This is a genomic window from Burkholderia reimsis (assembly GCF_003294055.1).
In the GTDB taxonomy this organism is placed as follows: domain Bacteria; phylum Pseudomonadota; class Gammaproteobacteria; order Burkholderiales; family Burkholderiaceae; genus Burkholderia; species Burkholderia cepacia.
In genome coordinates, this window is sequence record NZ_QMFZ01000019.1 from 33064 (window position 1) to 57914 (window position 24851).

At 64.7% G+C, this 24851-nt stretch carries 23 protein-coding genes; 13 read left to right on the top strand and 10 right to left on the bottom strand.

Annotation, left to right across the window (positions count from 1 at the left end; translation table 11 throughout):
* Positions 1-569: 569 nt before the first annotated feature.
* The 3 genes from gyrB to dnaA all read right to left on the bottom strand — a co-directional run bounded on the left by gyrB (position 570) and on the right by dnaA (position 6095).
* On the bottom strand, positions 570-3044 hold the full coding sequence (gyrB, locus tag DPV79_RS21575; RefSeq protein WP_011546516.1) for a DNA topoisomerase (ATP-hydrolyzing) subunit B: 2475 nt from the start codon (positions 3042-3044) through the stop codon (positions 570-572).
* Between the two features lie 192 nt (positions 3045-3236).
* On the bottom strand, positions 3237-4343 hold the full coding sequence (gene dnaN, locus DPV79_RS21580; protein ID WP_006756934.1) for a DNA polymerase III subunit beta: 1107 nt from the start codon (positions 4341-4343) through the stop codon (positions 3237-3239).
* A 168-nt stretch (positions 4344-4511) separates the two neighbouring features.
* Positions 4512-6095 carry a chromosomal replication initiator protein DnaA gene (gene dnaA, locus DPV79_RS21585; RefSeq protein ID WP_059487903.1) on the bottom strand — a complete coding sequence of 528 codons (1584 nt, stop codon included), beginning with the start codon at positions 6093-6095 and terminating at the stop codon, positions 4512-4514.
* Positions 6096-6516: 421 nt separating this feature from the next.
* On the opposite strand from dnaA, the gene rpmH reads away from it, so the two are divergent.
* The 4 genes from rpmH (at position 6517) to yidC (ending at position 9143) form a co-directional block, all read left to right on the top strand.
* Positions 6517-6651, top strand: a complete 135-nt coding sequence (gene rpmH / locus DPV79_RS21590) for a 50S ribosomal protein L34 (RefSeq protein WP_004198824.1) — start codon at positions 6517-6519, stop codon at positions 6649-6651.
* A gap of 15 nt (positions 6652-6666) precedes the next feature.
* Positions 6667-7128: a ribonuclease P protein component gene (rnpA, locus tag DPV79_RS21595; protein ID WP_021157986.1), complete on the top strand. Its 462-nt coding sequence runs from the start codon at positions 6667-6669 to the stop codon at positions 7126-7128.
* Positions 7129-7203: 75 nt separating this feature from the next.
* Positions 7204-7470, top strand: a complete 267-nt coding sequence (gene yidD, locus DPV79_RS21600) for a membrane protein insertion efficiency factor YidD (protein WP_006750110.1) — start codon at positions 7204-7206, stop codon at positions 7468-7470.
* Between the two features lie 8 nt (positions 7471-7478).
* A complete protein-coding gene (gene yidC, locus DPV79_RS21605; protein ID WP_027788804.1) occupies positions 7479-9143 on the top strand; it encodes a membrane protein insertase YidC in 1665 nt (554 codons plus the stop codon).
* Positions 9144-9239: 96 nt separating this feature from the next.
* Here yidC and DPV79_RS21610 read toward each other — a convergent pair whose 3' ends face one another.
* Entirely contained in the window at positions 9240-9671 is a 432-nt protein-coding gene (locus tag DPV79_RS21610) for a helix-turn-helix domain-containing protein (RefSeq protein WP_021157984.1), read from the bottom strand.
* Between the two features lie 336 nt (positions 9672-10007).
* Between DPV79_RS21610 and mnmE the strand changes: the two genes are divergently transcribed.
* Entirely contained in the window at positions 10008-11402 is a 1395-nt protein-coding gene (gene mnmE, locus DPV79_RS21615) for a tRNA uridine-5-carboxymethylaminomethyl(34) synthesis GTPase MnmE (RefSeq protein ID WP_060048190.1), read from the top strand.
* Between the two features lie 281 nt (positions 11403-11683).
* Complete coding sequence (locus DPV79_RS21620; protein ID WP_244321793.1) at positions 11684-12553, top strand: curculin (mannose-binding) lectin; 870 nt, start codon at positions 11684-11686, stop codon at positions 12551-12553.
* Between the two features lie 147 nt (positions 12554-12700).
* On the opposite strand, the gene DPV79_RS43660 is transcribed toward DPV79_RS21620, so the two are convergent.
* From DPV79_RS43660 to DPV79_RS42720, 4 genes are all read right to left on the bottom strand, one after another.
* Positions 12701-12823 carry a hypothetical protein gene (locus DPV79_RS43660; RefSeq protein WP_021157980.1) on the bottom strand — a complete coding sequence of 41 codons (123 nt, stop codon included), beginning with the start codon at positions 12821-12823 and terminating at the stop codon, positions 12701-12703.
* Between the two features lie 150 nt (positions 12824-12973).
* Positions 12974-14332: a GGDEF domain-containing protein gene (locus DPV79_RS21625; protein WP_059675677.1), complete on the bottom strand. Its 1359-nt coding sequence runs from the start codon at positions 14330-14332 to the stop codon at positions 12974-12976.
* A 110-nt stretch (positions 14333-14442) separates the two neighbouring features.
* On the bottom strand, positions 14443-14691 hold the full coding sequence (locus DPV79_RS21630) for a DUF2795 domain-containing protein (RefSeq protein ID WP_027788809.1): 249 nt from the start codon (positions 14689-14691) through the stop codon (positions 14443-14445).
* A gap of 147 nt (positions 14692-14838) precedes the next feature.
* Positions 14839-15009, bottom strand: a complete 171-nt coding sequence (locus tag DPV79_RS42720; protein WP_039364617.1) for a hypothetical protein — start codon at positions 15007-15009, stop codon at positions 14839-14841.
* 138 nt (positions 15010-15147) lie between these two features.
* On the opposite strand from DPV79_RS42720, the gene speG reads away from it, so the two are divergent.
* The 3 genes from speG (at position 15148) to DPV79_RS21645 (ending at position 17295) form a co-directional block, all read left to right on the top strand.
* A complete protein-coding gene (gene speG / locus DPV79_RS21635; RefSeq protein ID WP_113046470.1) occupies positions 15148-15705 on the top strand; it encodes a spermidine N1-acetyltransferase in 558 nt (185 codons plus the stop codon).
* Between the two features lie 488 nt (positions 15706-16193).
* Positions 16194-16541 (top strand): surface attachment protein Sap1, encoded by a 348-nt coding sequence (sap1, locus tag DPV79_RS21640; RefSeq protein ID WP_021157977.1) that lies wholly within the window; start codon positions 16194-16196, stop codon positions 16539-16541.
* Between the two features lie 199 nt (positions 16542-16740).
* Entirely contained in the window at positions 16741-17295 is a 555-nt protein-coding gene (locus DPV79_RS21645) for a YaeQ family protein (RefSeq protein ID WP_021157976.1), read from the top strand.
* A 21-nt stretch (positions 17296-17316) separates the two neighbouring features.
* Here DPV79_RS21645 and DPV79_RS21650 read toward each other — a convergent pair whose 3' ends face one another.
* Complete coding sequence (locus DPV79_RS21650; protein WP_059487915.1) at positions 17317-17730, bottom strand: VOC family protein; 414 nt, start codon at positions 17728-17730, stop codon at positions 17317-17319.
* Positions 17731-18161: 431 nt separating this feature from the next.
* Between DPV79_RS21650 and ada the strand changes: the two genes are divergently transcribed.
* The 3 genes from ada to gshA all read left to right on the top strand — a co-directional run bounded on the left by ada (position 18162) and on the right by gshA (position 22299).
* Positions 18162-19253: a bifunctional DNA-binding transcriptional regulator/O6-methylguanine-DNA methyltransferase Ada gene (gene ada / locus DPV79_RS21660; RefSeq protein WP_113046441.1), complete on the top strand. Its 1092-nt coding sequence runs from the start codon at positions 18162-18164 to the stop codon at positions 19251-19253.
* Entirely contained in the window at positions 19250-20209 is a 960-nt protein-coding gene (locus tag DPV79_RS21665; protein WP_027788813.1) for a DNA-3-methyladenine glycosylase family protein, read from the top strand. Before ada ends, DPV79_RS21665 begins: the two co-directional genes overlap by 4 nt.
* 476 nt (positions 20210-20685) lie before the next feature.
* Entirely contained in the window at positions 20686-22299 is a 1614-nt protein-coding gene (gshA, locus tag DPV79_RS21675; RefSeq protein WP_165843548.1) for a glutamate--cysteine ligase, read from the top strand.
* Positions 22300-22401: 102 nt separating this feature from the next.
* Here gshA and DPV79_RS21680 read toward each other — a convergent pair whose 3' ends face one another.
* Positions 22402-22713 carry a DUF4148 domain-containing protein gene (locus DPV79_RS21680; protein ID WP_113046444.1) on the bottom strand — a complete coding sequence of 104 codons (312 nt, stop codon included), beginning with the start codon at positions 22711-22713 and terminating at the stop codon, positions 22402-22404.
* Positions 22714-23132: 419 nt separating this feature from the next.
* Here DPV79_RS21680 and DPV79_RS21690 point away from each other — a divergent pair, with 419 nt between their 5' ends.
* Complete coding sequence (locus DPV79_RS21690) at positions 23133-24773, top strand: L-lactate permease (protein ID WP_021157971.1); 1641 nt, start codon at positions 23133-23135, stop codon at positions 24771-24773.
* Positions 24774-24851 lie beyond the last annotated feature (78 nt).

Sequence of the window (24851 nt, forward strand, 5' to 3'; positions counted from 1 at the left end):
GCGACCGGCATCACGGATGAGCTGGTGAGCTACTTGTCCGGCGCATCGTTATAACTCCGTAAGCATGGCCCAGAGCGAACTTGAAATGATGGTCTTTCAGAATTCTCGGCTGAGCCGTGAGGGATGGTGCAGTTATCGAATGTGCGTTACAAGGTCGATATCTCTTGCGGACGATTTGCGCGCGCCAAAAACGTCAGCGATTGGTGGTGTTCGCCGCGACGGAGCCTCCAAGTGAAATCCATGGGGCCGGTGTCGGGCCGCAGCAGCTTGCTGGCTAAGGTAAAGATGTCGCCATGGAGCTATGGCAATTTTTTTCAAAGGCCACGAAGCTGCCTGATTTGAGCAAAACAAAAAGGGCCTAGCTGAAGCTAAGCCCTCGATGCTGCAGCAGAAAAATTTGGTGGCGAACCAGGGACTCGAGCCCCCGACCCGCGGATTATGATTCTGCGGCTGGACTCTCGTCCAACATGGCGTATGACAGGTAGGTTAATCGCACCAACTTAGTCACTCAGTCGCAAAACTGTGGCGCCAGTCGCACATACTCTGGCGCCCTACGGCTTACGATTGCCTCAAACGTCGATATTCCCCGCCCGCAACGCATTCGACTCGATAAACGCCCGCCGCGGCTCGACGTCATCCCCCATGAGGGTAGTAAAGATCCCGTCCGCAGCAATCGCATCCTCGATCTGCACACGCAGCAACCGCCGCACGGCCGGATCCATCGTCGTTTCCCACAGCTGCTCGGGGTTCATCTCCCCCAGCCCCTTATAGCGTTGCTTCGAGACATTGCGTTCAGCATCCGCCAGCAGCCACTTCATCGCACTCTTGAAGTCCGCGACAGCCATGCTGCGCTCACCGCGCTTGATGACCGCACCTTCCCCAATAAGCCCCTTGAACGTATTCGCGGTGGTCACGAGCTGCTGATAATCCGCCGTGTGCTGGAATTCCTGGTCGATGACCGAAACGCGCACGTTGCCGTGATGCGTGCGCTCGACATGCAGCGCCCGCTGTTCGCGAACCGCGTCATACGAAGGCACAACCCGCACTTCGTTCTTCAGCGCTTCATCATGCAACGCAGCGTGCAGCGCCTTAGCCGAAGCCTCGGTCGACTCCTCATTGGAAAGATCGATCACCACACCGTCCATAACGGCTTCCAGCGCAGCCGGATCATACAACCGGCTCAACCGATCGATCACGCTCTGCGACAGCAGATACGACCTTGCCAGCTCCCCAAGCGCATCCCCAGAAATCGCCGCAGCATTCTCACCCGGCACCAGCTCCGACCCTTGCAGCGCCAACCGCAGCATATGCGCGTTGAGCTCCACGTCATCCTTCAGATACCGCTCGTCCTTGCCCGCCTTGATCTTGTAAAGCGGCGGCTGCGCGATATACACGTACCCGCGCTCGATCATGTCCGGCATCTGGCGATAGAGGAACGTGAGCAGCAGCGTCCGGATGTGCGCACCGTCGACGTCCGCGTCGGTCATGATGATGATGCGGTGATAGCGCAGCTTGTCGAGGTTGTAATCTTCCTTGCCGATCCCGCACCCAAGCGCGGTCACGAGCGTGACGATCTGCTCCGACGACAGCAGCTTGTCGTAGCGCGCCTTCTCGACGTTCAGCACCTTGCCGCGCAGCGGCAGGATCGCCTGGAACTTGCGGTCACGTCCTTGCTTGGCCGATCCACCTGCCGAGTCACCCTCGACGATGTAGATTTCGCACTTCGCCGGGTCTTTCTCTTGGCAGTCCGCGAGCTTGCCCGGCAGACCAACGCCGTCGAGCACGCCCTTGCGTCGCGTCATCTCACGCGCCTTCCGCGCAGCATCCCGCGCCCGAGCAGCTTCAACAATCTTCCCGCAGATGATCTTCGCGTCGATCGGCGTTTCCAGCAGGAACTCTTCCAGCGCCTTCGCCACAACTTCCTCAACCGGCGCACGAACCTCGGACGAAACCAGCTTGTCCTTCGTCTGCGAGCTGAACTTCGGCTCCGGCACCTTCACGGAAAGCACGCACGACAGCCCTTCGCGCATGTCGTCGCCGGTCGTCTCGACCTTCGCCTTCTTCGCGATTTCGTTGTCGGTGATGTACTTGTTGATGACGCGCGTCATCGCGGCCCGCAGGCCGGTCAGGTGCGTGCCGCCGTCGCGCTGCGGAATGTTGTTCGTGAAGCACAGCACGTTCTCGTTGTAGCTGTCGTTCCACTGCATCGCGACTTCGACGCCCACGCCGTCCTTCTCGCCGTTGGCGAAGAACACCGTCGGGTGCAGGTTGGTCTTCGTCTTGTTGATGTACTCGACGAAGCCCTTCACACCGCCGGCGAACGCGAAATCGTCTTCCTTGCCCGAACGCAGGTCGGTCAAACGAATCCGCACGCCGTTGTTCAGGAACGAGAGTTCACGCATCCGCTTCGCGAGGATGTCGTAGTGATACTCGACCGTACCGAAAATGGTCGGATCTGCCATGAAGTGCACTTCGGTGCCGCGGTTCTCGGTGTCGCCGGTCACGAGCATCGGCGACACTTCCACGCCGTCCACCACCTCGAGCACGCGATCCTGCGCGACGCCGCGGTGGAACTCCATGAACCGCTTCTTGCCGTCGCGGCGCACGGTGAGGCGCAGCCAGCTCGACAGCGCGTTCACGCACGACACGCCCACGCCGTGCAGGCCGCCCGACACCTTGTAGCTGTTCTGGTCGAACTTGCCGCCGGCGTGCAGCTCGGTCATCACGATCTCGGCGGCACTGCGCTTCGGCTCGTGCTTGTCGTTCATCTTCACGTCGGTCGGGATCCCGCGGCCGTTGTCGGTCACGGAAATCGAGTTGTCGGCGTGAATCGTCACGTGGATGTCGTTGCAGTACCCGGCCAACGCTTCGTCGATCGAGTTGTCGAGCACCTCGAACACGAGGTGGTGCAGACCGGTGCCGTCAGACGTGTCGCCGATGTACATCCCGGGGCGCTTGCGCACCGCTTCCAGACCTTCGAGGATCTGGATCGACGAGGCGCCGTAGCTGCTGTTATCGGGTTGCGAATTGTGCTGTTCACTCATGGATATCTTCCGGTTCTGCGAGGCCACTCAGGTGGCGGCGCGGTGCGTTTCAGCGAAGGAAATCGCCGGGCCGCTCCAGTTTCCTGGCCCGCCCAAGTGCCGAAAAGGCACTAAAAGGGCGGGTTGTCGGTTCGCCATAAAAACGCCAAAGGGGCTTGCCGCCCCCTGGTGTGTGTCTTGATGTCGTGCGCGTCAGATGCGCATCGGCATCACGACATACTTGAACTCGTCGTTCTCGGGCACGGTAATCAGCGCGCTCGAGCTGGCGTCGCCGAGGCTCACCTGCACGGTGTCGACCTTCAGGTTCGCGAGCACGTCGAGCAGATACGTGACGTTGAAGCCGATGTCGACGGTATCGCCCTGGTAGGCGATTTCGAGTTCTTCCTGCGCCTCTTCCTGATCGGCGTTGGTCGACATGATCTTCAGCTGGCCCGGCGCGATGATGCAGCGCACGCCCTTGAACTTGTCCGAGGTCAGGATCGCCGCGCGCTGCAGCGAGCGCTGCAGTTCTTCACGGCCGATCTCGAACGTGTTCTTGTGCGCCTTCGGGATCACGCGCTGGAAGTCGGGGAACTTGCCCTCGACGAGTTTCGACACGAGCTCGACCTGGCCGAACGTGAACTTGGCCTGGGTTTGCGCGATGTCGATGGTGACGGTGTCGTCGATGTCCTCGAGCAGGCGCTGCAGCTCGAGAATCGTCTTGCGCGGCACGATGACTTCCTGGCGGCCGAACGTGCCGCCTTCGAGCTTCATCGACGAGAACGCGAGGCGGTGGCCGTCGGTGGCCACGGCCATCAGCTGGTCGCCGTCGACGACGAGCAGCATGCCGTTCAGGTAGTAGCGGATGTCCTGCTGCGCCATCGCGAAGTGGACCATGCCGAGCAACTGGCGGAACGACTTCTGCGGGACGGTGAGCGTGGCGCCGAAATCCTTCGCCTGCGCGACGGTCGGGAACTCGTCGGCCGCCAGCGTCTGCAGTGCGAAACGGCTCTTGCCCGATTGAACGGTGAGGCGCTTGTCGGCGAGCGACAGCGTGACCTGGCCGTCAGGCATCGCGCGCAGGATGTCGAGCAGCTTGCGGGCTGCGACGGTGGTCGCGACCTGGTCGCCGCCGACGCCGAAATCGGCGCGCGTGGTGATCTGCAGCTCCAGGTCGGTCGACAGGAATGAAACGTCCGGGCCGTTCTTGGTGATCAGCAGGTTGGCGAGGATCGGCAACGTATGGCGGCGTTCGACGATGCCGCTGACCGTTTGCAGCGGCCTGAGGAGGGTGTCTCGTTCGGTCTTGACCAGTTGCATAGAGTTCCTTCGTTGAGTAACGGCCTGCAGCGCAGCAGCCTCGCAGCGCCCCGCCGGCCGGGCTCTTGGCCCGCCACCACCGGGGCGGTCAAACCAGTATTGTGCCTCAAAACCGAACCGCCCCCCTTAAATTGGGGCGGAGGCCGAATTATCAAGCGCGCCGCGCGCTCAGCCCTTCAGCGTCTGTTCCAGCACGTGCAGCTCGTGGTTGAGCTGCGCGTCCTTGCTGCGCTCGTCGGCGATCTTGCGCACCGCGTGCAGCACGGTGGTGTGATCGCGCCCGCCGAACAGCTCGCCGATTTCCGGCAGGCTCTTCTGCGTGAGTTCCTTCGCGAGATACATCGCAATCTGTCGCGGCCGCGCGATGTTCGCGGGGCGCTTCTTCGAGTACATGTCCGCGACCTTGATGTTGTAGAAGTCGGCGACGGTCTTCTGGATGTTCTCGACCGAAATCTGCCGGTTCTGCACGGTCAGCAGGTCCTTCAGCGCTTCCTTGGTCAGCTCGATCGAGATCTCGCGGCCGTGGAACTTCGAATACGCGAGGATCTTGCGCAGCGCGCCTTCGAGTTCGCGCACGTTCGAGCGTAGATGCTTCGCGACGAAGAACGCGACGTCTTCCGAGAGATTCACGCCTTCCGACTGCGCCTTGCGCATCAGGATCGCGACGCGCATTTCCAGCTCGGGCGGCTCGATGGCGACGGTGAGGCCCGAGTCGAAGCGCGAGATCAGGCGATCGTCGATGCCCGAGATTTCCTTCGGATACGTGTCGCTGGTGATGATCACCTGCGCCTTGTTCGCGACCAGCGCCTCGAACGCGTAGAAGAATTCCTCTTGCGTGCGCGATTTGCCCGAGAAGAATTGAATATCGTCGATCAGCAGCAGGTCGAGCGAGTGGTAGTAGCGCTTGAAGTCGTCGAACGCCTTGCGCTGGTACGCCTTCACCACGTCGGACACGTACTGTTCCGCATGGATGTAGCGGATCCGCGCGCCGGCCTTGTCGAGCAGCAGCTGGTTGCCGATCGCGTGGATCAGGTGGGTCTTGCCGAGGCCGACGCCGCCGTACAGGAACAGCGGGTTGTACGAGATGCCCGGGTTGTCCGCGACCTGGATCGCGGCGGCGCGCGCGAGCTGGTTCGCCTTGCCGGTCACGAAGTTGTCGAACGTGAGCACGGGGTTCAGCTTCGAACGCTCGTACATCGAATCGGCTTCACCGCCGTTCGCGGGTGCGGCACCGGGGCCCGGCCGCCAAGTGCGGCGGCCGGCGGCCGCTTCGTGCGCGGGCAGGCTCGGCAGGTCGATGTCGGCGTCGTCGGCGTTCAGGTGGTGCGCGGCGGCTGCCGACGGCGTCATCGGCACGTCGGCCGGCGCTGTGGGCGCAGCGCCGGCGTTCGCGGCCAGGTTGGCGGCGATCGCGGCCACCGTGGCGGCCGGGCCGCTCGGTGCGAGCGGCGCACGCGGGGCGGCTGCGCCCGATGCGGCGCCGGCCGCGGCACTGCGCATGCCTGCCTTGGGATCGAGGACGAACTGGACTTCGATCGGCGTGTTCCAGAATTCGCGGGCCAGATCGGAGATCCGTCCCGAAAACTGGCTCTTGACCCAGTCCAGCTTGAAGCGGTTCGGCGCGGCGATGGACAGCGTGTTCGCCGACGCATCGAAGGCCACCGGGGCCAAGGGTTTGATCCACGTCACGTACTGCTGGGGCGTCAGCTCGCGCTCCAGCAGTGCGGAACAGTGTTGCCAGAAATCGTTCATCAAGTAACTGTCGTTTTTTGCGTGCACAGCGCGGCTCGCAGGCGCCCTTGTCGCGGTTGCGCAACAAGGCCCGAAGCGGTCGTGCGAGCGTGCCTCGGACGCCTGCGTCACAGTGTTGGAGGGGCAGGCGCGAGCCGAGGCGGCGTGCGGGATTCTTGGAGATAAGGCGAGATTCTACCGCCAAACGCGACCACAGCGCGAGTTATCCACAGGCCGGGATTGTGGGTCGCGGGGCCGGATCGGTGCGGGCCGGCACAGGCGAGCGACTCCTAAAGTATTGACCGTCAAGAGAAAAACGGTTTAAATAGCGGGTTCCGCGAAAACCAATCCTGTATTCCCGGCGATTGCGTTCGCCCGAATGCCTACGGTTAAGGGCACGCGGTCCCCTGAATTTCGACATTCTCGAACAAGTGAGAACATCATGAAACGTACTTACCAACCGTCCGTGACGCGCCGCAAGCGCACCCATGGCTTCCGTGTCCGCATGAAGACGGCAGGTGGCCGCAAGGTCATCAACGCTCGCCGCGCGAAGGGCCGCAAGCGCCTCGCCATCTAAGGCAGGTTGCGCGCTGTGTCCGCCGTCCGCAGTCCTGCGGAAGGTGCCGTCGAGCCGGGTGCGAATCCGTCGCAGACGAAAGCCGCCTTCCCGAAAGCTGCGCGACTTCTGAAAACGGATGAATTTTCATCCGTTTTTCGTTTGCGCCCCTGGCGGCGCTCCGCGCACTTCGTGATTTACGGCAAGCCGACCGGTCAGCCCGCGCGTCTGGGGCTCGTCGTCGGCAAGAAGTATGCGCCGCGTGCGGTAACACGTAACCTCGTGAAGCGGCTGGCGCGCGATGCGTTTCGCTTGCGCCGGGCCGAGTTCGCCGGTTACGACCTGCTGCTGCGGCAGCACACGCGCTTCGACAAGAAAGCGCTGCCGAGCGCGGCTTCCGCCCCGCTCGCGGCGATGTGCGCGGCCGAGATCCGCGAGCTGCTCGACAGGGCAGTCCGGGAAATCGCCCGCCGTGCGTCGAAGCCCGCGTCCGAGTGACGCATCCGTGCCCGGTGCGGCGTTCGCGCCTGCCCGGCCGGTTTTGACGCGGCGTCGAACGGCGCCGCCCAAGGTATGGAAACGGTATTGATCGCCTTGCTGCGCTTCTACAAGGTTGCCGTGAGCCCGATGCTCGGCAACCGTTGCCGTTTTTATCCTTCCTGTTCGGATTACGCGCGCGAGGCAATCCAGTATCATGGCGCCGCGCGCGGCACGTATCTCGCCGTCAGGCGCGTGTGCCGATGCCATCCGTTTTCCGCGGGCGGCATCGACCTCGTCCCGCCGCCCAACTCCGACACTCGCGCTCGCGGCGAAGCCGACGCGCGGTCCCATCGACTCTGAGACAACGCATGGATATCAAACGCACCGTCCTATGGGTGATCTTCTTCATGTCAGCTGTCATGCTGTACGACAACTGGCAGCGGTCCCATGGACGCCCGTCGATGTTCTTCCCGAGCGCCACGCAGACGGCCCCCGCGGCCGCTGCCGGCGGTGCATCGGGCACGGGCGCGACGACGACCGCAGGTGAAGTGCCTGCCGCCGCAGCCGGCGCCGCCCCGTCGACCACTGCTCCGGCCGCCCAGGCGCAGCTCGTGAAGTTCTCGACCGACGTCTATGACGGCGAAATCGACACGCGCGGCGGCACGCTCGCGAAGCTGACGCTGAAGAAGCAGGGCGACGGCAAGCAGCCCGACCTGTACATCACGCTGTTCGACCACACGGCCGGCCATACGTATCTCGCACGCTCGGGCCTGCTCGGCGGCGATTTCCCGAACCACAACGACGTCTACACGCAGCTGAATCCCGGCTCGACGTCGCTGACGGGCGACCAGAACGCGCTGAAGCTGTCGTTCGAATCGCCGGTGAAGGGCGGCGTGAAGGTCGTGAAGACCTACACGTTCACGCGCGGCAGCTACGTGATCGGCGTCGACACCAAGATCGACAACGTCGGCACGGCACCTGTCACGCCGACGGTCTACATGGAACTGGTGCGCGACAACACGGCCGTCGAAACGCCGATGTTCTCGCATACGTTCCTCGGGCCGGCGGTCTACACGGACGCGAAGCACTTCCAGAAGATCAACTTCAGCGACCTCGACAAGAACAAGGCCGACTACGTGACCTCCGCCGACAACGGCTGGGTCGCGATGGTGCAGCACTACTTCGCGTCGGCCTGGATTCCGCAGCAGGGCGTGAAGCGCGACATCTACGCTGAAAAGATCGATCCGACGCTGTACCGCGTCGGCGTGAAGCAGCCGGTCGCCGCGATCGCGCCGGGCCAGTCGGCCGACGTGCAGGCACGCCTGTTCGCCGGTCCGGAAGAGGAGCGCATGCTCGAAGGCATCGCGCCGGGCCTGGAACTCGTGAAGGACTACGGCTGGGTGACGATCATCGCGAAGCCGCTGTTCTGGCTGCTCGAGAAGATCCACGGCTACATCGGCAACTGGGGCTGGTCGATCGTGCTGCTCACGATCCTGATCAAGGCGGTGTTCTTCCCGCTGTCGGCTGCGAGCTACAAGTCGATGGCGCGCATGAAGGAAATCACGCCGCGCATGCAGGCGCTGCGCGAACGCTTCAAGAGCGATCCGCAGAAGATGAACGCCGCGCTGATGGAGCTGTACAAGACCGAGAAGGTCAATCCGTTCGGCGGCTGCCTGCCGGTCGTGATCCAGATCCCGGTGTTCATCTCGCTGTACTGGGTGCTGCTCGCCTCGGTCGAAATGCGCGGCGCGCCGTGGGTTCTGTGGATTCACGACCTGTCGCAGCGCGATCCGTTCTTCATCCTGCCGGTGCTGATGGCCGTGTCGATGTACGTGCAGACGAGCCTGAACCCGACCCCGCCGGACCCGGTCCAGGCGAAGATGATGAAGTTCATGCCGATCGCGTTCTCGGTGATGTTCTTCTTCTTCCCGGCCGGCCTCGTGCTGTACTACGTCGTGAACAACGTGCTGTCGATCGCACAGCAGTACTACATCACGCGCAAGCTCGGCGGGGCCAAGAAGAAACCGGCCTGACGCCCGTTGCACACGCGGGCGGCGAGCCGCCCGCGATGCACGCAAAAAAAGCCGCATGGTTCGCGCCATGCGGCTTTTTGCTTTTGCGGTGCCGGTTCAGCCTTTCTTCGATTCGCCCGAGTCGCCGTAGAACTGCTCGACCAGTTCCTGCACGAGGTAGCGATGATGCGGCGACAACGCTTCGATCTTCGACGCGAGTTCGATCGTCTCGGGCGTCGGCGGATAGCGCTCGTCGCGCGGCAGCGGTTGCGGCGTCGGATGTTCGATCACGCTCGGCGACGGGCCGTAATGCAACCAGTGGAGTTCGACGCGCAGCCATTCGGCGAGCGTGGCGAGTTTGTCCGACGTCGGAATCGTGCGACCCGTCAGCCACTTATGCGCGGTTTGCGGCGAAACGGGTTGCGCTCCGCGGTGGCGCAGATTGAATCGGTTCGCCAGTTCGGTCGCACCGGTGATCTTCTCCGGGCTGCGCCGCAGGGCGAATTTCAGGCGTTCCGAGAACGCGGCTTTTTCTTCGGATGTCGGCATGGGGGAGATTGTGCAATTCCACCACCACGTTTCAGACAACCATTCGGGCTAAACGTATCTCGTTCAGACGAATCCCGATCTCGATCGGAGTGGGGGGCAAAATTGAGGGCCACAGTGTTGGGCCGCTCCAGCAGGCATACTCGTCCGAAACGGTGACTGTGACATTGCGCCGGACTGATACTTGGCTTATCCCCGGCGGGATAAATTCGGGCGCGTCCGAATCCAGCGTGGCGACCGATGGCGTGTGAGCCGGCACGCTACAATGCCGGCGTTCCGATGCCCGAACTGTTGCGCGGGCGCACCATACTCACTGATCACCCGATTCAACCGATTCCCATGCTCGCTACCGATTCCGATCCGATCGTCGCCATTGCCACTGCTGCCGGCCGGGGTGGCATCGGGGTCGTCCGTGTATCGTTCGGGCGCGCCGGCGAGGCGGCCGCATTGCCGCTGATCGACGCGTTGTGCGGGCAGAAGCTCGCGCCGCGCCATGCAAGCTACGTGCCGTTCCTTGACGAGCACGGCGCGCCGCTCGACCGCGGGATCGCGCTGTATTTCCCGGCGCCGCATTCGTACACCGGCGAGCACGTGCTCGAGCTGCAGGGGCACGGCGGGCCGATCGTGATGCAGCTGCTGCTGCAGCGCTGCCTGGATGCGGGGCGAGGTTTCGGGCTGCGGCTCGCGGAGCCCGGCGAATTCACGCGACGCGCGTTTCTGAACGACAAGCTCGATCTCGCGCAGGCCGAGGCCGTTGCCGACCTGATCGAGGCGAGCACCGAGGCGGCCGCGCGTTCGGCCGGGCGCTCGCTCGACGGCGCATTCTCGCGGCAGATCCATGCGCTCGTCGACGACGTGATCACGCTGCGGATGCTGGTCGAGGCGACGCTCGATTTTCCGGAAGAGGAGATCGATTTCCTGGAGGCGGCCGACGCGCGCGGCAAGCTCGCGAAGATTCGCGCGCAGCTCGCGCACGTGCTGGGTGATGCGCGACAGGGCGCGTTGTTGCGCGAAGGATTGTCGGTCGTGCTCGCGGGGCAGCCGAACGTCGGCAAGTCGTCGCTGCTGAACGCGCTGGCCGGCGCGGAGCTGGCGATCGTTACGCCGATCGCGGGCACGACGCGCGACAAGGTTGCGCAGACGATCCAGGTCGAAGGGATTCCACTGCACATCATCGATACGGCCGGGTTGCGCGAGACGGAGGACGAGGTCGAGCGGATCGGCATTGCGCGCACGTGGAGCGAGATCGAGCGGGCGGACGTCGTGCTGCATCTGCTGGATTCGCGCACCGGGATGACGGCGGATGACGAGACGATTGCCGCGCGGTTTCCGGGCGGCGTGCCGGTGGTACGCGTGCTGAACAAGACGGACCTGACCGGCGTGGCGGCGTGCGTCGAGCATCCGGCGGCGGAGGGCGACCTGACCGAGGTGCATCTGTCGGCGAAGCGCGGCGACGGGATCGACATGCTGCGCGCGGAGCTGCTGCGGATCGCCGGGTGGCAGGCCGGGGCGGAAGGTGTGTATCTCGCGCGGGAGCGGCATCTGATCGCGCTGCGGGCCGCGCAGGAGCATCTCGCGCAGGCGGCGGATCATGCGGAGCAACGCGCTCAGTCGCTCGATCTGTTTGCCGAGGAACTGCGGCTCGCGCAGGAGCAACTCAATTCGATTACCGGGGAGTTCACTTCGGATGATCTGCTGGGGGTGATTTTCAGCAGGTTTTGTATCGGGAAGTGATGCCGTAGCCCGAGGGGGCCGGAGTCGTTTGGCGAAGTCGGTGTCTGTCCTTTATCCAGTGTCGGTGCTGCGACGGACATTCTTCGCAACGGCGTGAATTCGTCATTGCCAGCTTTTCGAAATTATGAAGATAAACTGTATCGAAAAGTGAATTAATCACGCCGAGCGATCAGGTTGCGCCTTGAGCAGAAATGTATGGTGGATTTCGGAATCTCACGCGTGCGATAAAAATCTTGCTTCATTTGTGTGAACAAATGTAGGATTGCGTCGCGCAGGTTGATGTGAAGAAGGAAGAGAATTATCAAACTCAACTGATTCCGGGGGAATGCGTGAAAAAGCTGTCTGCTTTTGCTTTTATTTTCTTGGTTTTTCAATCGCTTGCATTTGCAAAGCGTCTCGAGCCTGGTGTTACGATGTGGGCAGGGCAGTCGGTGTGCTCTGATAACAATCAATATTGTCTGACGCTGCAGAAATCAGATGGGAACCTGGTTCTCTACGCATCCAACGGTCAGGCTGTCTGGCAAGCAAAAACCAACGGAAAAGGTGTGACACGTGCGGTTATGCAGCCGGACGGGAATTTCGTGCTTTATACCGATGATAATCGTCCGATCTGGGTAGTCAAGACGGAGCGCTCCAACTCATTTCTGAATGTTCAGGATGACGGAAATATTGTCTTCTACTGGATGCGTCCTATTTGGGACAGCAAGACGAGCGATGTTTCGAGTATGCAATCAAACGAGGCTCGTGTCCTTTACCCGAACACCAAGTTGACGGCTGGGGTGAGCTATACGATCGGACAGTACTTTTTCATTCTGCAGGCCGATGGGAACTTGGTGCTGTACAAGAATGGCGCTGCGATTTGGAACACCGGTACGGCAGGCAAAGGTGTGACGTCTGCATGGATGCAGAACGACGGGAATTTCGTGTTGTATAACGATGCAGGCACACCGATTTGGAAAACCAACACGGGCGGAAATGGCAATGCCTTGTTCGCATTCCAGCCGGATGGCAATCTGGTGATCTATGTGCAGACGCCCAGTTGGGATCGTTTGGCCGGGTACAACCACCCGGACTACAAGGACCATCGCGGTCCTGGCCAAGGGTGGTGCATCGGCGCGTGCGGTGGATCGATCATCTCTATTCCTTTCTGATCGACGCGGCCGAGGCGAGATTGGCTAGAGTTATGCGTCGTGACCTGCGCAACGGACGCTAACGCTGGCGGTCATCATGAGCAAGGGGCGGGGTTGTCCCGCCCTTCTCTTTCAGTAACCTCGTCAGTACAAGGTCGTCATCCTGCCTCAATCCCAATGCCGGTGATGGTAATACCCGCCACCACCGTAATACCCACCACCGTCAGGCACCACGATACAGCCGCTCAACAACACGGCGACGCCGGCAATCAGCAAAAGGGTCTTCTTCATCGGGTTCACCTGCTCGGGTTCAATATGAAACCCAGCATAGCGAGCGCCCGCAACACCGGCTGTAAGCGATCGTTTCCCTGCTCCGCAATCCGTAACGGCGGATTATTCCGGTCACAATGACCGTAACAAATCCCCAAACAGCAGACGTTTTCAGGCAGTGACGACCCTGTTTCGCCCCGTATCCTTCGCACGATACAGCGCGGCATCGGCGGCTTCGATCAACGCGTCGGGTGTGGAGAGATCGTCGGCCGCCACGGTCGCGCAGCCGACGCTCACGCTCACGCGTCCGGCGGGTGATGTCGGCATCGCGAGATCGAGCCGCAATACCGCTTCGCGCGCTTCCTCGGCGACGACCCGCGCGCCGCGCGCGCCCGTGTTCGGCAGCACGATCGCGAACTCCTCGCCGCCGTAACGCGCGACCATGTCCGCGGGCCGCCTCACCGCGCCGGCCAGCGCATTCGCGACGGCAATCAGGCACGCGTCGCCCTTCACGTGACCGAACGCGTCGTTGTACGCCTTGAAGTGGTCGACGTCGACCATCAGCAGCGACAGCGGTTCGCCTTGCCGTCGCGACTGCAGGAACAGCGTGTGGAAGTGATCGTTGAAGTGCATGCGGTTGAACGCACCCGTCAGGCCGTCGCGCGCGGACGAACGGATCAGCGTCGCGTGTGCCTCGAACAGCCGCTGGTACAGCATCGTCACTTCCCATGCGAGCACGCATACGAGCACGCCCGGCGTGAACATGCTGAACACGCGCGCGAGATACCAGCCGACCGTGAAGCGATTGGTGCTCATCAGGTTCAGCGTGGTGTCGGTGACGCACGCAAGCACCGCGATCGCGAGCCACAGGTCGAGGGTCGTGCGCAGCCGGCCGGTGGCCAGCACGGCAACGAGCGCCAGCGCATTGAGCAGCCACACGACCAGCGCGACGGCGTTGACGGGCAGCACGGACGCGTCGCCCGGCGGATGAAACGCGGGCGGCAGCGACACGTTCAGCGCGAACAGGCTCAGCAATCCCGCGACGACAGCCGGCCCGCCGACCAGTGCGAGCGTCCACCACCGTGTCTGCCGCACGCCGACCGGTGCGCGCGCCAGCCGCGCGCGCGCGAGCAGCGCGACCATCACGAAACTCGGGAAGCCGGCATGCCAGAAGATCCACATCCACGCGGCGCTTTGCGGCTGCGCACCGAACAGCCCGTGCGGCGCGAATACGCCGGGAAAGGTGAGCAGCTGCAGCGCGACGGCGAGCGCGGTGAACGCATAGGCGCCGCCGAGCGCGCCGAGCACCGGCTGGCGGGTCACGGTGAACTGCGCGCCGAGAAAGAACGCCGCGATGCTCGCGGTGGTGAACACGGTGAGCGCGCACATCGGCATGAACGGCTCGACGGCCGGCAGCGCGACGTTCGCGTGCGGCGCGGCGATCCCGAGCGCGAGCACGATGACGAGCGCCGTCAGTGCGCCGAACCAGAGCTGACGGCGTGTCGTGTGCTGGATCAGGATGCCTTCCATGGAGTTCCCCGGGGCACGTACGCGGAAACGCCCGGTCTTGCGCCGGGCGACAGCCAGCCGGCCGCTGCGCGACCGGTGCGGCCTGATCCTATCGCGTTATGGTTGCGCGCTCAAACCCCGAGGCCGGGACCGAAGTTGCCGGCAACCCAGTGCGTGACGGCGTCGACGTCCGCGTAGTCCTGTTCGGGCAGGCCGTCGAGCATCGACAGCACTTCGTTGCTGGCGCCCGCGTCGCGGGCGGCATCGACGATCGCATCCTTGTTGGCCGGGTAGCGGACGGCCGCCAGCACGTCGGCGATCTGCAGGTCGATCGTTTCGTTGGGAATGTCGTGCGGAGGCTGGGCGGGCTGGTCGTTCACGGCGGCGTCTCGCGGAGTGAGCGGGTTGAGCGGGAATCGGATCGAAGCGGAATTCGGGCGTGTAACCGGGTGCGTACCAGGGTGCGTCATGCGTTCACCCGCCAGGGCGGCCAGGCCGGCGCGCCCCGCGGACCAACGCCAGTCGACTCAATGCCCGCGTCGTACGCGGCGCCACGGATGCTTCCAGTCGATGTGCGGTGCGTTTTCGTCACGCGGATGCTGGCGCCGATGTTCCTGCCACAGTTCGTCGGAAAACAGCGCCGCCACGATCACGAGCGGCAGCACGAGGAAAATTCCGAGTATCACTTGCTCGAACACGATAGCCTCCTTGCGGTGGCAGGAACCCTTGCTCCCATTCTAGGCTCTGAACTTCGCCCGCGTTCAACTTCTTACAGTGCGAAACAGGTCCGGAAGCGGCCTTGCCGCACATGCGCCGGCATCAAACAGGACATGAACATGCAACTCCAGAACGATACCAACACGCTCGCGCTGCGGCCGCTGGAGCGCCAGGACCTGCGCTTCGTCCACGAACTGAACAACGACGCAAAGATCATGCGCTACTGGTTCGAGGAGCCGTACGAAACCTTCTCGGAACTGTCACAACTGTACGACCGCCACGTGCACGACCAGCGCGAGCGCCGTTTCGTCGTGGTCGACGCGCAGGGCGAACTGGTCGGCCTCGTCGAACTGATCGAGCTCGACTACATCCATCGCCGCGGCGAGTTCCAGATCATCATCGCGCCGCAATGCCAGGGGCGCGGTTATGCGGGCCAGGCGACGCGCCTCGCGATCGAGTACGCGTTCAAGGTGCTGAACATGCGCAAGCTGTACCTGATCGTCGATACGTCGAATGCGGCGGCGATTCACGTGTACGAAAAATGCGGATTCCAGCACGAGGCCGAGTTGAAGGAAGAATTTTTCGGAAACGGGGCGTATCACAACGCTTATCGCATGTGCATCTTTCAACGCGATTATTTCGACCGTCAGCAATCCAGTCCGAACAAGGCAGGGTAAACGCGCTGGCGAAAGGCGCTTGCAGCGGGGTTTTCGCGGGCGCCGAATACATTCGGGGAACTACGGATAAATACGGATTCGCTTATGCCTGGCATTTTTCTTGTATCAGGTATTTGCGATTCCGCACTGCGGTAAAGTCGATTCGTTTTCGAATGACTTTATGTGCGGCGCATCAAAATGATCCGGATGACGAAATGGATTATCCAAACCGTTCAATCGCTGCAATGTAACTTGGATGAAAGCCCTGTCGGATAACGCTTTCCGCCCGGCGTGACGAGCCTGTCCGCCGCGCAACGGGGGTTGCCCGCCGCGCGTGCCGCGCAAAAATCAGGCTGCGCACGGGGTGCGACAATCCGCCGCTATTGCGGTCGCACAACAAATGTGCTTGCTATCGCTTGCCGGTCTTCTAAAGTGAAAAACGCGGTTCACGATCACCTTTAAACACATAGCTAACCCAAGCCTGGTGTCCGCAAGCCTGGAGACAGAACATGATGAAGCGTACCGGTATCCTTTTTGCCCTCGTCGGCGCATTTTGCGCGGTGTCGATTGCCCAGGCGGGCGGCGATTCGGCCGTCAAGCCGGCGCAGGAAATCCAGTTGACGAAGAATGCATGGGGCTGCCTGTCGAAAGACAATCTGGACTCCGTACTGAGTCACGAACGTGACGGCAAGTCGCAGGCGAAGCAGCAATACTTCGACGACTACCGCTGCCTGTCGGTACCGGAAGGCCAGCGTTTCCGCGTCGTGTCGGTCGACCAGGGCGACGTGCAGTTCGTCAGCGCCGACAACAGCGACCAGCAGGGCCTCTGGACCGATTCGCGCTTCGTCAAGCAGTAACCGCCAGTAACCGCCCATCCACCGCGCAGTCGCACGACGCGCGAGCGCGCCGGCCCGATGAGCCGGCGGCGCGAACCGAACACGGCCCGGCACATGCCGGGCCGTTGCGCTGTGGGTGGCGCATGACACGCGCCGGACGGCGCGCATTCGGTATCATCACGGCCCGACCGAACCGAATGCCCGCCCGGGCCGTATCCGCATGGCGCTGAAATCCACGATCTACAAAGCCGAACTGCAAATCGCCGACATGGATCGGCATTACTACGCCGATCACGCGCTGACGGTGGCGCGCCATCCGTCGGAAACCGACGACCGGATGATGGTGCGCATCGTCGCGTTCGCGCTGTTCGCGCACGAGCGGCTCGAATTCTGCAAGGGGCTGTCGGACGTCGACGAGCCCGATCTGTGGCAGAAGGACCTGACGGGCGCGATCGACGTCTGGATCGAAGCCGGTCAGCCCGACGAGCGGCGCATCTCGAAGGCGGCCGGCCGCGCCGGGCAGGTCACCGTGATCGCGTACGGCGGCAAGACGTCGGATATCTGGTGGCAGGGCGTGCGCAGCAAGGTCGAGCGGCTGCGCAACGTGCAGGTGCTGTCGCTGGCCGACGGCGTCGCGGCCGCGCTCGGGCGGCTCGCGGAGCGCTCGATGCGCCTGCAGTGCACGGTGCAGGACGGCACCGCGTGGATCTCAAGCGCCGACCACGATCCGGTCGCGGTCGAATGGACGGTGCTGAAGGCGCGCGCGGACGCATGACGGCTCGCGCGCCGGCCGCCTTCAGCCGATCGCGGCCGGCGGCCCCTTGAATTCGAGCATGTTGCCTTCCGGGTCGAACAGATAGATCGACGGCCCGTAGCCGCCGGCGCCGTAGCGTTCCGCCGGCGCGCCCGGCCGTGCGCCGTGTGCGGCGAAATGGGCGGTCAATGCGTCGGGATCGAACGGCTCGACGCGCAGGCACAGGTGATCGAGATTGCGCCCCGTGCCGGGCGGGCCGCTGTCAGGGCGGTCGATCGGGCCGCCGACCGACAGCAGGTCGATCAGTGCATCACCGGCGCGTAGCTGCACGAGGCCCAGGTCGGGCTGTTCCTTTTCCACATGGCAGCCGACGGCGTCGCAGTAAAAGCGCGTCATCGTGGCCATGTCGGTCACGCGCAGCACGATGTGATCGATCGCGCGGATGGTGGGTTTCATGGGCAGGCGCTCCTTCGCAGTCGACGAGCATCGAGTGTAGACGCATCGCGCCTGCGCCGCCCGCCGGAACGCGGCACAATCGACGGACGAAAAAAAGCCCGTTCACGCAAAGCGGAACGGGCTTAATCCATATCAGGAGGAGACATGGAGGAGACAGTTCCAACTATACACACGGCGATGGTGCGACGCAATATTCCGAATGCAAAAAAACGTCAGGACGGCGATTTGTCGCATCCGCAGTGCAGCAAAATAGTGACGGGACGATGACGAAAACCGCGCTGCAGCAGCCGGCGCGCGCGTTTCGCCGGACTTATTTCCGAGTGATGCGCCCCTGATTATCCGGGGCGAATCACAGAGCAAGATTCAGGGCGCGACGGCACGTGCCGATGTCTAGAGTAGGCACCATCTACACTAGAGAGTGCGAGGTTCAGATGAAAACCGCCTATCCGACCGATGATGCCCGCTGGGGCGCCGTGACCGAGCGCGATCCGCATGCGGACGGCGCGTTCTTCTACGCCGTGCGCACGACCGGCGTGTTCTGCCGTCCGACCTGTGCGTCGCGGCTGCCGCGCCGCGAAAATGTGTCCTTCTTCGCCGATCCGGCCGCCGCGCGCGCGGCCGGCTTCCGGCCCTGCAAGCGCTGCCAGCCGGAAGGGCTGCCGCGCGAGCTCGAGATCGTCAACCGCGCGTGCGCGGTGCTCGACGCGCATGCCGAGCGGCTCACGCTGCAGCAGCTGAGCGATGCCGTGCACGTGAGCCCGTTCCATCTTCAGCGGCTTTTCAAGCGCGTGGTCGGCGTGTCGCCGCGGCAGTACCAGGCCGCGCAGCGCGGCGCCGCGCTGCGGCAGGCGTTGCAAAGCGGGCAGCCGGTCACGCAGGCGGCCGTCGACGCGGGTTTCAACTCGCCGTCGCGACTCTATGCGTCGGTGCCGCGCGAGCTCGGGATGGCACCGTCGGCGTTCCGCCGCCAGGGTGCCGGCCTGCGGATCGACTTTGCGACCGCCTCGACGTCGCTCGGCACGGTGCTCGTCGCGGCGACCGGGCAGGGCATCTGCCGGATCGCGTTCGGCGACGAACCGGCCGCGCTCGTCGGCGAGCTGAAGGACGCGTTCGCGCGCGCCGAGCTGGTCGAAGCGTCGGCACGGCTCGCGCCGTTCGTCGCGCAGATCCGCGCGTACCTGGACGGCACGCGGCACGCGTTCGACCTGCCGCTCGACATCGCGCCGACCACCTTCCAGCAGCGCGTGTGGGAAGCGCTGACGCATATTCCGTACGGCGAAACACGCAGCTACTCGGAGATCGCCGAGGCGCTGGGCGCGCCGCGCGCGGTGCGCGCCGTCGCGTCCGCGTGCGCGTCGAACCCGGTCGCGCTCGCGATCCCGTGCCACCGCGTCGTACAAAAGGGCGGCGCGCTCTCCGGATATCGTTGGGGCGTGCGCCGCAAGGCGACGCTGCTTGCCGCCGAGGCGCGCAACGTGCACGACGATGAAACCGAATCCGTCGCGGAGGGCAGTGCAGCTTGAGCATCGCAAGAACGACGATTACGTCCATCGTGAACGGCGGCCGCGTGCCACCGTCCGCGCAAATGGAACTGCGCTTCAATGCGCCTTACGACTGGGCGCGCGTCCTGCGCTTCTTCAGCGGGCGCGCGATTCCGGGCGTCGAGCAGGTGGCGGACGGCGTGTATCGCCGCATCGTCGACCTGCACGGCGACGCCGGCCGGCTCACGGTCGCGAAACATCCGCGCAAGCATTGCCTGGTCGCGACGGTCGAAGGCGCAGTCGCGCGTCATGTCGATGATGCGTTCGCCGCGCGCGTCGCGACGATGTTCGACCTCGGCGCCGATCCGGCCGCCATCGGCAGCGGGCTGGCGCGCGATCCGTGGTTCGCGCCGCTCGTCGAGGCCGCGCCGGGGCTGCGCGTGCCGGGTGCGTGGTCGGGGTTCGAACTGGCCGTGCGCGCGATCGTCGGCCAGCAGGTGAGCGTGAAGGCCGCGACGACGATCGTCGGCCGGCTCGTCGAGCGGGCCGGCGAGCGCGTGGTTCATGAAGACGACGGTGCGCCCGCATGGCGTTTTCCGACACCGGAGGCGCTGGCCGCCTGCGATCTCGACAAGATCGGGATGCCCGGCAAGCGGGTGGCGGCACTGACGGGCACGGCGCGCGCGGTGGCAGCCGGCGACGTGCCGGTCGATCGCGAGCACGCCGATCTCGCGACGCTGCGCGGTGCGTGGCTCGATCTGCCCGGCATCGGCCCGTGGACCGTCGAATACATCGCGATGCGCGCGTGGCGCGATCCGGATGCGTGGCCGGCCTCCGATCTCGTGCTGATGCAGTCGATCGCCGCGCGCGATCCGGCGCTCGACCGGCTCGCGACCCAGAAGCGTCGCACCGAAGGCTGGCGGCCGTGGCGCGCGTACGCGGCGCTGCATTTGTGGAACGAAGTGGCCGACCGGGCGGGCGGCGCGCGCGGCGGGTGAGGGCAACTGCCGATCACTGAGTTGCGCGGCCGGGTGCGACCCGGCGAAGCCGCGATGCAACCCGTCGCGCAAGCCGTGCCGGTGTTCGTTGGCTACCGCCGGACTTCGACCGTCAAGGCTGTTTCTCGAATCCGTCGTCCGCCCGATGCCGGGCGCACGACGCACACTTTCGCCTCTCTCCGCGGTCGATTCGGCGGCACGGTTGCACCTGCCGTCCCCCGTTCGCGCGTCACGTTCCGTCGGACGAATGCGCTCAACCGGCGTGCCCGTTGCCGCCGCCCGGAACCGGTGGGAGATGCGGCGAGCGCCGCGGCCGGCCCGTCCGGCGGCCCGCTCCGGCCCGCGCACCATGCCCGGCGCCACCTCAAGCGCGGGTTTCGGCGAGATGTTAAAGTGCCCGCTACCAACGAAGCGACCAACAATCCAGCCGGCCGCGCGCGGCGTTCTGCGCGCGGCCGTCACGCACTTGCGTCTCCATGTCGAACACCATGACTCACCGCCAGTCCGAACTGCTGCTGAATCGCCTCGAAGCACTGAGCTCGGGCCCGACGCGGCAGCATCTGCCCGACGGCCTGCGCGGCATCGAAAAGGAAAGCCTGCGCGTGACGCGCGACGGGATGATCGCGTTCACGCCGCATCCGCGCGCGCTCGGTTCGGCGCTCACGCATCCGGCGCTGACGACCGACTATTCCGAAGCATTGATCGAACTGATCACGCCCGCGGAACGCGACGCCGCGATCACGCTCGAACGCCTCGACGATCTGCATCGTTACGTCTATGCATCGCTCGGCGACGAGATGCTGTGGAACGACTCGATGCCGGGCCTGCTGCCCGCCGACGACCAGATCCCGATCGCCGACTACGGCACGTCGAACATCGGCCGCCTGAAGACGGTGTACCGGCGCGGCCTCGCGTATCGCTACGGCCGCACGATGCAGTGCATCGCCGGCATCCACTACAACTACTCGCTGCACGAGGAAGTGTGGCGGCGCCTGCATGCGGAAGAAGGGTCGACGGCCACGCTCGTCGATTACCAGTCGGAGCGCTATCTCGCGCAGATCCGCAACTTCCGCCGCCGCAGCTGGCTGCTGATGTACCTGTTCGGCGCATCGCCCGCGCTCGACACGAAGTTCCTGCGCGGCAAGCCGCACAGGCTCGACACGTTCGACGCCGATACGCTGTACCTGCCGTATGCGACGAGCCTGCGGATGAGCGATCTCGGCTACTCGAACACGACCGCCCAGGCCGCGCTGCACGTCGACTACAACACGCTGCCCGGTTATCTCGACGCGCTGTCGAAGGCCGTGAGCGAGCCGTATCCCGCATACGAGGCCATCGGCACGCATCGCGACGGCGAGTGGATCCAGATCAACACGAACGTGCTGCAGATCGAAAACGAGTTCTACTCGACGATCCGGCCGAAGCGCGTCACGTATTCGGGCGAGCGGCCGCTGCATGCGCTCGCGTCGCGCGGCGTGCAGTACATCGAGGTGCGCTGTCTCGACATCGATCCGTTCGAGCCGACCGGCATCGCACTGGAAACCGCGCGCTTCATCGACGCCTTCCTGCTCGCGTGCGCGCTCGACGAGAGCCCGGTGCTCGACTGCCCCGCGTACCAGGAGGCGAACGCGAACTTCGGCAGCGTGACGATGGAAGGGCGCAAGCCCGGGCTCACGCTGCAGCGCGACGGCGCGCCGATCACGCTGCAGGCGTGGGCGGACGAACTGATGGCCGATATCGAAACCGTCGGCCGCCGTCTCGACGAAATCCGCGGCGGCGACGAACATGCGCGCGCGATCGCCGCGCAGCGCGAGAAGCTCGCCGATCCGGAGCGCACGTCGTCCGCACGCGTGCTGCGCACGATGCGCGAGCGCGGGCAGTCGTTCCTCGGGTTCGCGCTGGCGCAGAGCGAAGCGCATGCCGCGCATTTCCGCGCGCACCCGCCGTCGGCGGACACGCTGCGCACCGAGCAGGCGCTCGCCGCGAAGTCGCTCGCCGAGCAGGCCGAGCTCGAAGCGAAGGAGGCCGGATCGTTCGACGCATTCGTCGCGGCCTATCGCGCGTATACGCTGAACCGCTTCAGCGTGTGATGCCTGGCGCACGCGCACCGCGTCGATCGGCGCGGTGCGCGATGCGTCCTCCGTCGCCGGTCGGTGTGCGCCGTGGCGCCCCCGATCCGGGGCGATCCACCGTCAGTGGTGTGCGTACGTGCCGCGATCGATCGCGTGCGGCAGCGCCGGCTTGCCCGATTCCACGTTTGCGCCGCCGTCGCGGCCGTAGCCGGCGTCCCCGCCGCGTGCCTGCGCGGCACGGTGCATGATCGCCTGCATCTTTTCCGGAAAGTCGGGACTGCTTGCCAGGCTCGTCCGGTAGCCGGCGGCCTGCAGCTCCACGAGTTCCTGGCGGACCTCGGCGCGCGTCAGCGTCGACGCCGCCTGCGCGTGCGCCGCGAAGGCCGCGCCGATCAGCAAGCATGCGCATACGGCTTGTTTCATCGTCTTCATCGTATTCACTCCGTGAGGTTCCGGTGCCGTGCCGTGACCGGCGCGGGCGGAATCGATGCAGCCAGTCTAGGCTTCGGACGCCAAACGAAACATCCCGCCGGCCGTCAGGCACCTTTGCCGCATGTGCAACATTGCGCGGGTGAGCCGCGCGTGACGGGCATCCTGTCGAACGCGACAGCGGCCCGCCCGCTGCCTGTCAGCCTGCGGCGGCGGGCCCGTACCGGGTCGGCACGCATCGGGCTTGTCCTCCTTGTAGAAGCGCCCCGCGCCTCCTAACCTCTTTTAAGCGACCGATCGGTTGGCCGCGCGACGTCGTTGCGTGCACAAGCGCCTGAGCGCCGTCGCGATTCCGGAAGGACCGCTTTGCACCGAATCCGGGGGCGCCGTCGCGCCAGCCCCGGGTCGACTTTGGAGACGCGATGAATCCCACCGACGCCCTGCCGCCCGGCATTGTCTTCGCGCAGCCGTTGACGCCGGTCGCCAACTCGCTGCTGCTGTCCTTCCTCGTCGCCGCGATCCCGATCGCCGTCGCGCTGATCGCGCTGGGCGTGCTGCGCCGCCCCGCGTGGCAGGCGTCGCTCGCCGGGCTGGTCGCCGGCCTCGCGGTCGCGATCGGCGCGTGGGGAATGCCGGCCGGGCTCGCGTTCAACGCAGTCGGCGCGGGCATGGCGCTCGCGGTCGTGCCGGTGATGTGGATCGTCTTCAACGCGCTGCTGCTGTACAACATCGCGGTGAAGTCGGGCCGCTTCGACCAGTTCCGGCAGTGGATGCTCGACAACCTGCCCGACGATCGGCGCCTCGTGCTGCTCGTCGTCGCGTTCTCGTTCGGCTGTCTGCTCGAAGGGATCTCGGGATTCGGCACGCCGGTCGCGATCACGAGCGCACTCCTGATCGCGCTCGGCTTCCCCGCGCTCGAAGCGCTCACCTATACGCTGCTGTTCAACACGGCGCCGGTTGCGTTCGGCGCGCTCGGTGTGCCGATCACGGTGCTCGGCGCGGTGACGTCGTTGCCGCCCGCGACACTCGCGCAGATGGTCGGCCGCCAGTTGCCGTTCTTCGCGCTGCTGTTGCCGTTCTACGTGGTCGGCGCGTACGGCGGGCTGCGCTCGATCTCGAAGCTGTGGCCCGCGCTGCTCGTGTCGGGCGGCAGTTTCGCGATCGCGCAGTTCGTCACGTCGAACTTCCTCGGCTACCAGCTCACCGACGTGCTGTCGTCGCTCACGTCGCTGATCGTCACGATCGGTTTCCTCCAGGTGTGGAAGCCGCAACCCGATCCGCAATACGCGCTCGCGCGCAGCGTGCCCGCAACGGCCGGTGCCGCCCGCGCGGGTTTCGGCGGCTGGCTGCCGTGGCTCGTCGTGTCGGTGGTCGTGATCGTGTGGGTGCACGCGAACGTCGCGGCGATCGGCGACGTGAAGATCAAGTGGCCGGGCCTGCACAACGCGGTGTTCGTGTCGCTGTACCACAAGCCGTATGCGGCGATCTGGGACTTCCAGCCGCTCGGCACGGGCACCGCGATCCTGCTCTCGGCGATCATCACGGCCGCGCTGACGCGCACCGGTATCGGCGCGTTCCTCGAATGCGTGGTCAAGACCTGGCGGCAGACGTGGATCGCGATCGTCACGGTGATGATGATCGTCGGGCTCGCGTACCTGCTGAACTACTCGGGCATCAGCTATACGCTCGGCACCGGCGTTGCGTCGACGGGGGCGCTGTTCCCGCTGGTGTCCGCGTCGCTCGGCTGGATCGCCGTGTTCCTGTCCGGCAGCGACACGTCGGGCAACGCGCTGTTCGGCAACCTGCAGGTCGTGGCCGCGCGGCAGCTCGGCCTCGATCCGGTGCTGATGGCCGCGACCAACTCGTCGGGCGGCGTGATGGGCAAGATGATCTCGCCGCAGAACATCGCGACGGGTGTGTCGACGACGGACCTGAAAGGGCAGGAAGGTGTCGTGTTTGCGCGCACCTTCTGGCACAGCGTGATCCTTACGCTGCTGCTCGGCGTGCTGGTGTTCCTGCAGCAGCACGTGCTGACGTGGATGATTCCGGCACTGCCGAAATGAGGTGAGCGCAACGACAGAAGGAAGGCACGAGGAAAAACGAGGGAAGGCGCGGGAAAAGCGCCGGCAAAGTGCGGAACC